We start from the raw sequence: 12,911 nt of genomic DNA on the forward strand, positions 1-12,911 counted from the left end.
AGCGCCCTGTTAACAATGAACATGCTGGAAAAAATCCAGTTTCAACTGGAACACCTTAGCAAATCCGAGCGAAAAGTGGCCGAAGTTATTCTTGCCTCTCCCGCTCAGGCGATTCATTCAAGCATCGCCGCTCTGGCGCAGGAGTCGGGCGTCAGCGAACCGACGGTTAATCGATTCTGCCGCAGCCTGGAAACGCGCGGCTTTCCTGATTTTAAACTGCATCTTGCGCAAAGTCTGGCAAACGGCACCCCGTATGTTAATCGCAATGTGGATGAAGACGACAGCGTTGATGCATACACAGCGAAAATATTTGAATCCGCCATGGCGACGCTGGACCACGTACGTCAGTCGCTGGACATGGGCTCGGTCAATCGCGCGGTCGATTTACTGACGCAGGCCAAACGCATTGCCTTCTTCGGTCTTGGCTCGTCGGCTGCCGTGGCGCATGATGCCATGAACAAGTTCTTCCGCTTTAACGTACCGGTCATTTATACCGATGACATTGTGCTGCAACGCATGAGCTGTATGAATTGTAGCGAAGATGATGTCGTGGTACTGATCTCGCACACCGGGCGCACCAAGAGCCAGGTTGAGCTGGCTCAACTGGCACGTGAAAACGATGCCATGGTGATTGCCCTGACGACCGCAGGCACGCCACTGGCGCGGGAAGCGACGCTCGCCATCACTCTGGACGTACCGGAAGACACCGACATGTATATGCCTATGGTGTCACGTCTGGCGCAGCTAACGGTGATTGACGTGCTGGCGACCGGTTTTACCTTGCGCAGGGGTGCAAAATTCAGAGATAACTTGAAGCGTGTCAAGGAAGCGCTCAAGGAATCGCGTTTTGATAAAGAATTGCTTATAAAGAGCGATGTTCCCTAATAACTAAGATGTACGACTTACGGCATTCGGTCCCCTCTTTGCTGCCTTGCGGCAGATGAAGGCCGATTTAATGTTCACGCAACACCAAAGTTGTTTCAGTCAACGGAGTATTACATGTCCAGAAGGCTTCGCAGAACCAAGATCGTAACTACATTAGGCCCGGCTACCGATCGCGATAATAATCTCGAAAAGATTATCGCCGCGGGTGCCAACGTGGTGCGTATGAACTTCTCTCACGGTACGCCAGAAGACCATAAATTACGTGCCGATAAAGTGCGTGAAATCGCGGCTAAACTGGGCCGCCATGTTGCCATTCTCGGTGACCTGCAGGGTCCAAAAATCCGCGTGTCGACCTTTAAAGAAGGCAAAGTCTTCCTCAATATCGGCGATAAATTCCTGCTGGATGCCAACCTGAGCAAAGGCGAAGGCGACAAAGAGAAAGTGGGTATCGACTATAAAGGTCTGCCTGCTGACGTTGTGCCTGGCGACATCCTGCTGCTCGATGACGGACGCGTACAGCTGAAAGTCCTCGAAGTTCAGGGCATGAAAGTGTTCACCGAAGTGACCGTCGGTGGCCCGCTCTCGAACAATAAAGGTATCAACAAACTCGGCGGCGGCCTGTCTGCAGAAGCGCTGACCGACAAAGACAAAGCGGATATCGTGACTGCGGCGCAAATTGGCGTTGATTATCTGGCCGTCTCCTTCCCGCGCTGCGGCGAAGACCTGAACTATGCCCGTCGTCTGGCGCGTGATGCAGGCTGCGACGCGAAGATCGTTGCCAAAGTAGAGCGTGCTGAAGCCGTGTGCGATCAGGACGCGATGGACGACGTGATTCTGGCGTCTGACGTGGTGATGGTTGCTCGTGGCGATCTGGGTGTAGAAATTGGCGACCCGGAACTGGTCGGCATCCAGAAAGCGCTGATCCGTCGCGCGCGCCAGCTGAACCGCGCGGTGATCACCGCCACCCAGATGATGGAATCCATGATCACTAACCCAATGCCAACCCGTGCGGAAGTGATGGACGTGGCTAACGCCGTGCTGGACGGTACCGATGCGGTAATGCTGTCTGCGGAAACCGCTGCGGGCCAGTATCCGGCAGAAACCGTGGCCGCCATGGCGCGCGTGTGCCTGGGTGCAGAGAAGATCCCAAGCATTAACGTCTCTAAACACCGTCTGGACATTCAGTTCGACAACGTGGAAGAAGCGATTGCGATGTCTGCGATGTACGCAGCCAACCACCTGAAAGGGGTGACTGCCATCATCACCATGACCGAATCTGGCCGCACCGCGCTGATGACCTCGCGTATCAGCTCCGGCCTGCCGATCTTCGCCATGTCCCGTCACGAACGTACGCTGAACCTGACGGCGCTGTACCGCGGCGTGACCCCGGTTCACTTCGACAGCACCAATGACGGCGTCGCTGCCGCGCACGATGCGGTGAACCTGCTGCGCGACAAAGGCTACCTGGTGTCCGGTGATATCGTCATCGTGACGCAGGGTGATGTGATGAGCACCATCGGCTCAACCAATACCACTCGCGTACTGACCGTAGAGTAAGATCCGCTCCCCTCTCCCCTAAGGGGAGAGGGATAGGGTGAGGGGGAAGGTTTTTTATTTCCTCGGGAAAAGCTCTTTGCGCTTGTACGGCTCTGTTTCACCCGGCTTACGCGTCTTCAGCAGCTTCAGTATCCACGTGTACTGTTCGGCATGTGGCCCCACCAGAATTTCCACCTCTTCATTCATACGCCGCGCGATAGTGCGATCGTCTGCGGTCAGCAGGTCATCCATCGGCGGCCGTACCTCAATGCTCAGGCGATGCGTTTTACCATCATAGACCGGGAACAGGGGGATCACGCGAGCTCGGCAAACCTTCATCAGGCGACCAATCGCAGGCAGCGTGGCTTTGTACGTCGCAAAGAAATCGACAAATTCGCTGTGCTCCGGGCCGTGGTCCTGATCCGGCAGATAGTATCCCCAGTAGCCCTGACGAACAGACTGAATAAACGGCTTGATGCCATCGTTTCGCGCATGCAAACGTCCACCAAAGCGACGGCGCACTGTGTTCCAGACAAAATCATAGATCTTGTTACCCTGGTTATGGAACATCGCCGCCATTTTCTGACCCTGAGAAGCCATCAGCATCGCCGGAATATCAACGCCCCAGCCGTGAGGCACGAGGAAAATAACCTTTTCGTCGTTGCGACGCATTTCGTCGATGATTTCTAGTCCTTTCCAGTCAACGCGGTCGACGATCTTCTCCGGCCCTTTCAGCGCCAGTTCGGCCATCATCGCCATTGCCTGCGGCGCGGTGGTGTACATCTCATCGATGATAGCTTCGCGCTCGGCCTCGCTTTTTTCAGGAAAACAGTAGTAAAGGTTGATCTGCGCGCGGCGGCGGGCGCTCTTGCCTAAACGTCCGGCCAGACGGCCAATTTTGCCCAGAACGGGATCGCGCACCGAAGCAGGCAGCATCGCTATGCCAGCAAAGGCATAAACCCCAAGCCAGGCACCCCAGTTGCGCGGATGGCGAAAAGATTTTTCAAACTCAGGAATGTATTCAATATTGTTTTTTTTGGTTTCCATGCTGGTTCCAGGGTCTGGTGACGCAAAAATATATTCAGATAGTGTAGCGAGGCAGTCGCTTGCGTACAAAAGAAAAAGCCGGCGCATTCAGACGCCGGCTTCATTAACAAACAGAGGGCTTAATCAAAGCGCAGCTGTGGCATCACCTCTTTGACCTGTGCCAGGTAATCGGTACGATCTTTACCCGTCAGACCTTCGGTACGCGGCAATTTCGCCGTCAGCGGATTCACGGCCTGCTGGTTGATCCACACTTCATAGTGGAGATGCGGGCCGGTTGAACGTCCGGTGTTACCCGAGAGCGCAATGCGGTCGCCGCGCTTCACTTTCTGGCCAGGTTTAACCAGCAACTTACGCAGGTGCATATAGCGCGTGGTGTAAGTACGACCGTGACGGATAGCCACGTAATACCCTGCCGCACCGCTGCGTTTTGCCATGACCACTTCGCCATCGCCAACCGACAGCACTGGCGTACCTTGTGGCATCGCGAAGTCTACACCACGGTGCGGCGCAACGCGTCCGGTGACAGGGTTAAGACGGCGCGGGTTGAAGTTAGAGGAAACACGGAACTGCTTAGCCGTTGGGAAGCGCAGGAAGCCCTTCGCAAGCCCCGTACCGCTACGATCGTAGAACTTACCGTCTTCGGCACGGATCGCGTAATAATCTTTGCCATCAGAGCGTAAACGAACGCCCACCAGTTGGCTCTGCTCGCGCTTGCCGTCCAGCATTTCGCGGGACATCAGCACGGAGAATTCGTCGCCTTTTTTCAGCTTGCGGAAATCCATCTGCCACTGCATGGCTTTGATCACCGAGCTGATTTCAGCGCTGGTCAGCCCGGCATCGCGCGCGCTGGAAACAAAGCTCGCCCCGACGGTACCGTTCATCACGCTGTTAACCCAGTCGCCCTGCTGCATTTCGCTGGTCATTTTGAAACCGTTTGCAGTGCGATCGTAGGTGCGGGTTTCGCGGCGGGACATCTCCCAGGTCAGACGTTGTAAATCGCCATCTGCGGTTAAGGTCCAGGAGAGCTGTTGACCAATTTTCAGATTACGGAGATCTTTGTCTGAGGCCGCGAGCTGGCTGATATTCCCCATGTCGATACCGTACTGGTTGAGCACGCTGCTTAGCGTATCACCGGTCGACACGACATATTCATGAATACCCGCCTCATTGGAGATTTTATCGTCCAGTTCATCCTGCGGGATAGCTTCATCTTCCTGAGCAGCCTGGTCGATAGGTTCACTGGCCTCAGGCAACAGCGAACGGATCTCACTTTTCTCAAGCTCGATGGTTTTAATGATAGGGGCAGAACTCGGGTGGTAAACATAGGGCCGCCAGACGGCGACCGCTAAGGTGAGAACTGTAAGCGACCCCAGCATAACGCGGTGGGGTCGAGGCAGATTGTTAAATGCCAGGGCGACAGAGCGGGCTATCTGTTGCACGTATTCACTTCCTCGTTAATCTCCTTTCAGGCAGCTCGCATACTGATTCCCCAGTTGGCTGAGGAACTGCGAATAGCTCGCTTTGCTCAACTGGATGTTCGTACCTAGCGGGTCAAGGGTTCCCATGCGCACGGATGTTCCCCTGGCCACGGCTTCTACGACCGCTGGCCTGAACTGTGGCTCAGCAAAAACGCATGTCGCTTTTTGCTCAACCAACTGTGTTCTGATCTCATGTAAACGCTGCGCACCAGGCTGAATTTCAGGGTTAACGGTAAAGTGCCCCAGTGGGGTCAGGCCGTAGTGTTTTTCGTAATAGCCATAGGCGTCATGAAAAACGAAATACCCTTTTCCTTTTAGCGGTGCGAGCTCGGTACCCACCTGCTTGTCGGTTGCAGCTAATTGAGCTTCAAACGCTTTCAGGTTGGCGTCGAGTTTGACTCGACTTTGCGGCATAAGTTCCACTAATTTGTCATGGATTGCAACCGCCGAGAGCCCCGCTATCTCTGGGGAGAGCCAGAGATGCATATTGTACTCGCCGTGATGGTGATGCTCGTCACCTTTTTCGTCGTGAGCATGATCGTGGTCGTGTTCGTCACCGTCGTCATCTGCCCCTTTCATGAGCAGCGGCGTTACGCCAGAAAGTTCGGCAATAGTGACCTGTTTTGCATCGGGTACCTGTTTCGCCGACTTCTGCATGAACGCTTCCATTTCTGGTCCAATCCAGACAACTAAGTCCGCGTTTTGTAAGCGCTTTACATCAGACGGACGCAGAGCATAATCATGCTCGGATGCACCATCCGGGAGCAGAACCTCGGTCTCAGTCACCCCATCAGCAATGGCGGCGGCAATGAATCCAAGCGGTTTAAGCGAAGCGACAACGGCGGCGTTAACATCTTGTGCTGTTGTCCCCCAAAGCGCAGCGGATAATGCTGCGAAAAGAAGCGTATTTTTATGTAACATAATGCGACTAATCATCGTAATGAATGCGTGGGATGTGATATTATAACATTCGTTGACTTCTGCAAGCTTAAATTGACATGACGACTTTGGTTTCTCTTGAAAATGTGTCGGTATCATTCGGCCAGCGCCGCGTCCTTTCTGACGTGTCACTGGATCTCAAACCCGGCAAAATTCTGACGCTGCTTGGCCCTAATGGCGCAGGCAAATCTACGCTCGTGCGCGTGGTACTGGGTTTGGTAGCCCCCGATGAAGGTGTTATCAAACGTGAAGATAAACTGCGTATCGGCTATGTACCGCAAAAATTACACCTGGACGCCACGCTGCCGCTGACGGTCAGTCGCTTTCTGCGTCTGCGCCCGGGTACCCATAAGGCCGATATCCTCCCCGCACTGAAACGCGTACAGGCAGGTCATCTTGTCGACGCCCCGTTACAAAAGCTTTCTGGCGGTGAAACCCAGCGCGTGTTGCTTGCCCGTGCACTGCTGAGCAGCCCGCAGCTGCTGGTGCTGGATGAACCCACCCAGGGCGTGGACGTGAACGGTCAGGTTGCGCTTTATGATTTGATCGACCAGCTACGTCGTGAGCTTGATTGCGCGGTGTTGATGGTTTCTCACGATCTGCATCTGGTGATGGCGAAAACTGACGAAGTACTGTGTCTGAATCATCACATCTGCTGCTCCGGCACGCCGGAAGTGGTCTCGATGCACCCGGAGTTCATCTCAATGTTCGGCCCGCGTGGTGCAGAACAGCTGGGGATTTACCGCCATCATCATAACCACCGCCATGATTTACAGGGACGAATTGTCCTGCGCCGGGGAAACGGACACTCATGATTGAACTGTTACTGCCCGGCTGGCTGGCCGGGATTATGCTTGCCTGCGCCGCGGGCCCGCTGGGCTCGTTTGTGGTGTGGCGCAGAATGTCCTATTTCGGCGATACGCTGGCCCATGCTTCTCTGTTAGGGGTGGCTTTTGGCCTGCTACTGGACGTGAATCCCTTCTACGCGGTGATTGTGGTGACGCTGCTGCTGGCGGCCGGTCTGGTCTGGCTGGAGAAACGCCCTCATCTTGCGATAGACACGTTGCTTGGCATTATGGCGCATAGCGCCCTCTCTCTCGGTCTGGTGGTCGTCAGTCTGATGTCGAATATCCGCGTTGACCTGATGGCATACCTGTTTGGCGACCTGCTGGCCGTGACGCCGGAAGACCTCATCTCTATCGCCATCGGCGTGGTGGTGGTGCTCGCTATTCTGCTCTGGCAGTGGCGGAATTTGCTGGCGATGACCGTCAGCCCGGACCTGGCGTTTGTCGACGGTGTGAAGCTGCAGCGCGTGAAGCTGCTGCTGATGCTGGTGACGGCATTAACCATCGGGGTGGCGATGAAGTTCGTCGGTGCGCTGATTATCACGTCACTGCTGATCATCCCTGCGGCAACCGCGCGTCGTTTCGCCCGTACGCCTGAGCAGATGGCCGGTGTGGCCGTCATTATCGGGATGATTGCGGTAACGGGTGGGCTAACCTTCTCGGCGTTCTATGACACGCCAGCGGGGCCGTCAGTGGTGCTATGTGCGGCGGCGCTGTTTATTTTCAGTATGATGAAGAAAGCCGCGGTTTGATATTTTGCCCGGTGGCGCTTCGCTTACCGGGCCTACAAAACCGTTGCGTAGGCCGGGTAAGGCGTAGCCGCCACCCGGCATTTTTTATGGCATTGCGGGCGGAGTGATTCCAAAATGATTCCACGCCCGCACCGTTGCCATGCGTCCACGCGGCGTACGCTGCAGGAAGCCCTGCTGGATCAGATACGGCTCCAGCACATCCTCAATCGTCTCTCGCTCTTCTCCGATTGCCGCCGCCAGGTTATCCAGCCCGACCGGGCCGCCAAAGAACTTATCCAGTACCGCCAGCAGTAGCTTACGGTCCATGTAATCGAAGCCTTCCGCATCGACGTTCAACATATCCAGCGCCTGGGCGGCGATCTCTGCCGAAATCGTGCCATCATGCTTCACTTCGGCAAAGTCACGCACGCGGCGCAGCAGGCGGTTTGCGATACGCGGCGTACCGCGGGAACGCTTCGCCACTTCAAACGCGCCCTCTTCGCTCATCTCCAGACCCATATAACGGGCGCTACGGCCAACAATATGCTGGAGATCGGGCACCTGGTAAAACTCCAGGCGCTGCACGATGCCGAAACGGTCGCGCAGCGGAGAAGTTAACGACCCGGCGCGGGTCGTGGCGCCAATCAGGGTAAACGGCGGCAGATCGATTTTGATAGAGCGCGCGGCTGGACCTTCTCCGATCATGATATCCAGCTGGTAGTCTTCCATCGCCGGATAGAGCACTTCCTCCACCACCGGCGACAGGCGGTGGATTTCATCGATAAACAGCACGTCGTGCGGCTCAAGGTTGGTGAGCATTGCCGCCAGATCGCCCGCTTTCTCCAGCACCGGACCGGAGGTGGTGCGCAGATTCACGCCCATTTCATTGGCGACGATATTCGCCAGGGTCGTTTTCCCCAAACCCGGAGGGCCAAAAATCAGCAGGTGATCGAGCGCATCGCCGCGAAGTTTTGCCGCCTGGATGAAGATCTCCATCTGGGAACGAACCTGCGGCTGGCCGATATACTCATCAAGCAGTTTTGGGCGGATCGCGCGATCCACCACGTCATCTGCCTGAATTGTGCCTGCCGATACCAGGCGGTCTGCTTCAATCATCCTTTACCTCACAATGCAGCGCGCAGCGCTTCACGAATCAGGGTTTCACTGCTGGCATCCGGTTTGGCAATTTTACTCACCATACGGCTGGCCTCCTGAGGTTTATAGCCCAGCGCCACCAGCGCAGCAACCGCTTCCTGTTCCGCATCGTCATCCGACGCAGGCGCGCCCGGGGACGTCAGCACCAGGTCAGCCGCCGGGGTAAACAGATCGCCGTGCAGACCTTTAAAGCGGTCTTTCATTTCGACAATCAGACGCTCGGCGGTTTTCTTGCCAATACCCGGCAGTTTAATCAACGCAGCAGGATCTTCGCGCTCAACGGCATTCACAAACTGTGGAGCGGACATGCCGGATAAAATCGCCAGCGCCAGCTTCGGCCCAACGCCGTTGGTTTTAATCAGCTCGCGGAACAGGGTGCGTTCCTGCTTGTTATTGAAGCCGTACAGCAGTTGGGCATCTTCACGCACCACGAACTGGGTAAAGACAATCGCCTCTTTGCCCGCGTCCGGCAGCTCGTAGAAGCAGGTCATCGGCATATGGACTTCATAGCCCACGCCACCCACTTCCAGCAGCACTAACGGGGGTTGTTTTTCAATGATGATGCCTCTGAGTCTGCCTATCACGTGACGCTCCTGCGTTCTGGAAAAATGTTGACTGGCGACATAATAAAAAAAGGCTGGATGTTTATCCAGCCTGATTTCTTATTATCGTAACCTGCCTCGTGCCAGATTAAGCCGCGACTCGCTCATCTGCATCGCGTTCTGGCTGACGTGACAGTGGGTAATCGCAATCGCCAGCGCATCGGCGGCGTCGGCCTGCGGGTTCGCGGGAAGCTTCAGCAAGGTACGCACCATATGCTGCACCTGGCTTTTCTCCGCGCTACCGATGCCCACCACCGTCTGCTTAACCTGTCTTGCCGCATATTCGAATACCGGCAAATCCTGGTTCACGGCAGCGACGATGGCAACGCCGCGCGCCTGACCGAGCTTTAGCGCTGAATCAGCGTTTTTCGCCATAAAGACCTGTTCAATGGCGAAATAGTCGGGCTGAAACTGGGTGATGATCTCCGACACGCCCGCATAAATGAGCTTCAGGCGCGACGGCAAATCGTCGACTTTGGTGCGAATACAGCCACTGCCCAGGTAGGTTAGCTGGCGTCCAACCTGACGGATAACGCCATAACCGGTGACGCGTGAGCCTGGGTCAATCCCGAGAATAATCGACATCACGCGTCTCCTGTAACGGATTTATACGCTCTCATTAGAGAGTCGCTGCAACCTCATCAGAGATTTCACCGTTGTGATACACTTCCTGCACGTCGTCGCAGTCTTCGAGCATGTCGATAAGACGCAGCAGTTTTGGCGCAGTCTCTGCATCCATATCCGCTTTGGTGGACGGGATCATGGAGACTTCAGCGTTGTCCGCTTTCAGGCCAGCCGCTTCCAGCGCGTCGCGCACCGCACCCATCTCTTCCCACGCGGTGTAAACGTCGATAGCACCATCATCGAAAGTCACAACGTCTTCCGCACCGGCTTCCAGCGCCGCTTCCATGATCGCATCTTCGTCGCCTTTCTCGAAGGAGATGACGCCTTTTTTGCTGAACAGGTAAGCCACGGAACCGTCAGTGCCCAGGTTACCACCGGTTTTGGTGAACGCATGGCGCACTTCCGCAACGGTACGGTTACGGTTGTCAGACAGACATTCAACCATTACCGCTGTACCGCCAGGACCGTAACCTTCATAAATGATGGTTTCCATGTTCGCGTCTTCATCGCCGCCCACGCCACGTGCGATAGCACGGTTCAGGGTGTCACGCGTCATGTTGTTCGACAGCGCTTTATCGATAGCCGCGCGCAGACGTGGGTTAGAACCCGCATCGCCGCCGCCCAGACGCGCTGCAGTCACCAGCTCGCGAATGATTTTGGTAAAGATCTTACCGCGCTTGGCATCCTGTGCCGCTTTGCGGTGTTTGGTGTTGGCCCACTTACTATGACCTGCCATAAAAAGTTCTCCAAAAATCGCGCCTTCTCAGGCTGCGTTAATTACAAATTCTTCAATCGCCTGCCGGTTGCTCCACGACTTGGTGAGTGCGGCGGCATCCGCCGCATTCACCCAGCGGTAGGTCAGGTGTTCAGTGAACACGATCTCCCGTTCGTGGGGAAGCGCAAGACAGAACCACGATTCCGTATTGCGTTCGATACCCGGCGCATAGCGATGACGTAAATGGCTAAAAATTTCAAACTCCACCGTGCGCTGACAGTCCTTCAGGGTCAGTTGCTCGCGAGCAACATCAATGGCGACCTCTTCCTTTACTTCACGCGCGGCGGCCTGCGGCGCGGTCTCCCCCTCTTCCAGACTGCCGGTAACCGACTGCCAGAAATCAGGATCGTCGCGCCGCTGCAACATCAGCACCCGCTTCGTGTCTTCTGCATAAATGACCACCAGGACAGAAACGGGAAGCTTATATGCCATATCAGTTTTTCTCTTCCTTCTTCACCACTTCAATGCCCAGCTCAGCCAGAGAGGCCGGGTTGGCAAAGCTTGGCGCTTCGGTCATCAGACACGCGGCAGCAGTGGTTTTCGGGAAGGCAATAACATCACGGATGTTATCGGTGCCGGTCAGCAGCATGGTCAGACGGTCAAGACCAAATGCCAGACCCGCGTGTGGAGGCGTGCCGTATTTCAGGGCGTCCAGCAGGAAGCCGAATTTCTCGCGCTGCTCTTGCTCGTTAATGCCGAGAATGCCAAACACGGTCTGCTGCATTTCACCGCTGTGAATACGCACGGAACCGCCGCCTACTTCGTAGCCGTTGATAACCATATCGTAAGCGTTCGCGACCGCGTCTTCCGGCGCCGCTTTCAGCTCTGCCGCACTCATGTCTTTTGGCGAGGTAAACGGGTGGTGCATTGCGGTCAGACCGCCTTCACCGTCGTCTTCAAACATTGGGAAGTCGATAACCCACAGTGGCGCCCATTTGTTCTCGTCGGTCAGGTTCAGGTCTTTGCCGAGCTTCAGACGCAGCGCGCCCATCGCATCCGCCACGACTTTCTTGTTGTCTGCGCCGAAGAAGATCATGTCACCGTCCTGCGCGCCTGTGCGCTCAAGGATCGCTTCCACGATGTCTGCGTTCAGGAATTTCGCTACCGGGCTGGTGATACCTTCCAGACCTTTTGCACGTTCGGTCACTTTAATATAGGCCAGACCTTTCGCACCGTAGATCTTAATGAAGTTACCGTAGTCGTCGATCTGCTTACGGCTCAGGGCCGCACCGCCCGGAACGCGCAGGGCCGCGACGCGACCTTTCGGATCGTTAGCCGGGCCAGCAAATACCGCAAACTCAACGGCTTTCACCAGGTCTGCCACGTCCACCAGCTCCATCGGGTTACGCAGGTCTGGTTTATCAGAACCGTAACGGCGCTCGGCTTCGGCGAAGGTCATGATTGGGAAGTCACCCAGCTCAACGCCTTTCACGTCGTTCCACAGGCCGCGCACCAGCGCTTCCATCACTTCGCGCACCTGCTCGGCGGTCATGAAGGAAGTTTCGACGTCGATCTGGGTAAATTCTGGCTGGCGGTCAGCGCGCAGGTCTTCGTCGCGGAAGCATTTTACGATCTGATAGTAACGGTCGAAGCCGGACATCATCAGCAGCTGTTTGAACAGCTGAGGAGACTGTGGCAGCGCGTAGAATTTGCCTTTATGAACGCGGGACGGAACCAGATAATCGCGCGCGCCTTCCGGCGTGGCTTTGGTCAGCATCGGGGTTTCGATATCGAGGAAACCGTGGTCATCCATAAAACGACGCACCAGGCTGGTGATTTTCGCACGGGTTTTCAGGCGCTGAGCCATCTCCGGGCGACGCAGATCCAGGTAACGATACTTAAGACGCGCTTCTTCAGTGTTGACGTGGTTGGAGTCCAGCGGCAGCGCTTCAGCACGGTTGATGATAACGAGGTCAGACGCCAGGACTTCAATCGCACCGGTCGCCATGTCTGCGTTAACGTTTTTCTCGTCACGCGCACGCACGGTGCCGGTGACCTGAATGCAGAACTCATTACGCAGTTCAGAAGCCAGCTTCAACGCCTCTGCACGATCCGGATCGAAGAACACCTGAACGATACCTTCGCGGTCGCGCATATCGATGAAGATAAGGCTACCAAGATCACGACGACGGTTGACCCAACCACACAGGGTAACCTGCTGCCCGACGTGGGACTGACGCAGCTGCCCGCAATATTCTGTACGCATGAGATATCCCTTAATTAGCCGCAGGCTGATTGTCGCCTGTCTTGCAGGCCACGATGTCGCAGCTTTCTGTATGTCACAACTGGATGAA

Annotated in this window: 13 protein-coding genes; 4 read left to right on the forward strand and 9 right to left on the reverse strand. The window is 55.8% G+C overall.

The genetic code is table 11. The annotated features are described in order from the left end of the window. The first annotated feature begins 15 nt into the window (after positions 1 to 15). Positions 16 to 885: a MurR/RpiR family transcriptional regulator gene (locus EXW94_RS06325; RefSeq protein ID WP_010432597.1), complete on the forward strand. Its 870-nt coding sequence runs from the start codon at positions 16 to 18 to the stop codon at positions 883 to 885. Positions 886 to 999: 114 nt separating this feature from the next. Next, the gene (gene pyk, locus EXW94_RS06330; RefSeq protein WP_010432595.1) at positions 1,000 to 2,442 is read left to right on the forward strand and encodes a pyruvate kinase; all 1,443 of its coding nucleotides are present in this window, start codon (positions 1,000 to 1,002) and stop codon (positions 2,440 to 2,442) included. A 54-nt stretch (positions 2,443 to 2,496) separates the two neighbouring features. Here pyk and lpxM read toward each other — a convergent pair whose 3' ends face one another. The 3 genes from lpxM to znuA form a co-directional block, all read right to left on the reverse strand. After that, a complete protein-coding gene (gene lpxM / locus EXW94_RS06335; RefSeq protein WP_089598192.1) occupies positions 2,497 to 3,468 on the reverse strand; it encodes a lauroyl-Kdo(2)-lipid IV(A) myristoyltransferase in 972 nt (323 codons plus the stop codon). A 119-nt stretch (positions 3,469 to 3,587) separates the two neighbouring features. Next, entirely contained in the window at positions 3,588 to 4,907 is a 1,320-nt protein-coding gene (gene mepM / locus EXW94_RS06340) for a murein DD-endopeptidase MepM (protein WP_010432589.1), read from the reverse strand. 15 nt (positions 4,908 to 4,922) lie between these two features. Beyond that, positions 4,923 to 5,867 (reverse strand): zinc ABC transporter substrate-binding protein ZnuA, encoded by a 945-nt coding sequence (gene znuA, locus EXW94_RS06345; protein WP_174339743.1) that lies wholly within the window; start codon positions 5,865 to 5,867, stop codon positions 4,923 to 4,925. A gap of 77 nt (positions 5,868 to 5,944) precedes the next feature. Between znuA and znuC the strand changes: the two genes are divergently transcribed. Further along, a complete protein-coding gene (znuC, locus tag EXW94_RS06350) occupies positions 5,945 to 6,700 on the forward strand; it encodes a zinc ABC transporter ATP-binding protein ZnuC (protein WP_148399915.1) in 756 nt (251 codons plus the stop codon). Next, a complete protein-coding gene (gene znuB / locus EXW94_RS06355; RefSeq protein ID WP_108417582.1) occupies positions 6,697 to 7,482 on the forward strand; it encodes a zinc ABC transporter permease subunit ZnuB in 786 nt (261 codons plus the stop codon). The genes znuC and znuB overlap by 4 nt, the downstream gene beginning before the upstream one ends. 84 nt (positions 7,483 to 7,566) lie before the next feature. Here the strand turns inward: znuB and ruvB are convergent, their stop codons facing one another. The 6 genes from ruvB to aspS all read right to left on the reverse strand — a co-directional run bounded on the left by ruvB (position 7,567) and on the right by aspS (position 12,823). Further along, positions 7,567 to 8,577, reverse strand: coding sequence for a Holliday junction branch migration DNA helicase RuvB (gene ruvB, locus EXW94_RS06360; protein ID WP_010432579.1), 1,011 nt, complete (start codon positions 8,575 to 8,577; stop codon positions 7,567 to 7,569). An 8-nt stretch (positions 8,578 to 8,585) separates the two neighbouring features. Beyond that, on the reverse strand, positions 8,586 to 9,200 hold the full coding sequence (gene ruvA, locus EXW94_RS06365) for a Holliday junction branch migration protein RuvA (RefSeq protein WP_010432577.1): 615 nt from the start codon (positions 9,198 to 9,200) through the stop codon (positions 8,586 to 8,588). Between the two features lie 81 nt (positions 9,201 to 9,281). Next, positions 9,282 to 9,803 (reverse strand): crossover junction endodeoxyribonuclease RuvC, encoded by a 522-nt coding sequence (ruvC, locus tag EXW94_RS06370; protein ID WP_003859749.1) that lies wholly within the window; start codon positions 9,801 to 9,803, stop codon positions 9,282 to 9,284. 34 nt (positions 9,804 to 9,837) lie between these two features. After that, positions 9,838 to 10,578, reverse strand: a complete 741-nt coding sequence (locus EXW94_RS06375; RefSeq protein WP_010432574.1) for a YebC/PmpR family DNA-binding transcriptional regulator — start codon at positions 10,576 to 10,578, stop codon at positions 9,838 to 9,840. 27 nt (positions 10,579 to 10,605) lie between these two features. After that, positions 10,606 to 11,049: a dihydroneopterin triphosphate diphosphatase gene (gene nudB, locus EXW94_RS06380; RefSeq protein WP_010432572.1), complete on the reverse strand. Its 444-nt coding sequence runs from the start codon at positions 11,047 to 11,049 to the stop codon at positions 10,606 to 10,608. A gap of 1 nt (position 11,050) precedes the next feature. Then, positions 11,051 to 12,823, reverse strand: a complete 1,773-nt coding sequence (gene aspS, locus EXW94_RS06385) for an aspartate--tRNA ligase (protein WP_126816313.1) — start codon at positions 12,821 to 12,823, stop codon at positions 11,051 to 11,053. Positions 12,824 to 12,911 lie beyond the last annotated feature (88 nt).

Source organism: Enterobacter sp. JMULE2 (genome assembly GCF_013337145.1).
Classification (GTDB): Bacteria; Pseudomonadota; Gammaproteobacteria; order Enterobacterales; family Enterobacteriaceae; genus Enterobacter; species Enterobacter mori.

What these genes read in the sequence shown, in the direction of transcription:
- lpxM (WP_089598192.1), bottom strand. Translation starts at nt 3,468, where the DNA reads ATGGAAACCAAAAAAAACAATATTGAATACATTCCTGAGTTTGAAAAA.
- nudB (WP_010432572.1), bottom strand. Translation starts at nt 11,049, where the DNA reads ATGGCATATAAGCTTCCCGTTTCTGTCCTGGTGGTCATTTATGCAGAA.
- znuA (WP_174339743.1), bottom strand. Translation starts at nt 5,867, where the DNA reads ATGTTACATAAAAATACGCTTCTTTTCGCAGCATTATCCGCTGCGCTT.
- EXW94_RS06325 (WP_010432597.1), top strand. Translation starts at nt 16, where the DNA reads ATGAACATGCTGGAAAAAATCCAGTTTCAACTGGAACACCTTAGCAAA.
- znuB (WP_108417582.1), top strand. Translation starts at nt 6,697, where the DNA reads ATGATTGAACTGTTACTGCCCGGCTGGCTGGCCGGGATTATGCTTGCC.
- znuC (WP_148399915.1), top strand. Translation starts at nt 5,945, where the DNA reads ATGACGACTTTGGTTTCTCTTGAAAATGTGTCGGTATCATTCGGCCAG.
- EXW94_RS06375 (WP_010432574.1), bottom strand. Translation starts at nt 10,578, where the DNA reads ATGGCAGGTCATAGTAAGTGGGCCAACACCAAACACCGCAAAGCGGCA.
- pyk (WP_010432595.1), top strand. Translation starts at nt 1,000, where the DNA reads ATGTCCAGAAGGCTTCGCAGAACCAAGATCGTAACTACATTAGGCCCG.
- ruvC (WP_003859749.1), bottom strand. Translation starts at nt 9,803, where the DNA reads ATGTCGATTATTCTCGGGATTGACCCAGGCTCACGCGTCACCGGTTAT.
- aspS (WP_126816313.1), bottom strand. Translation starts at nt 12,823, where the DNA reads ATGCGTACAGAATATTGCGGGCAGCTGCGTCAGTCCCACGTCGGGCAG.
- ruvB (WP_010432579.1), bottom strand. Translation starts at nt 8,577, where the DNA reads ATGATTGAAGCAGACCGCCTGGTATCGGCAGGCACAATTCAGGCAGAT.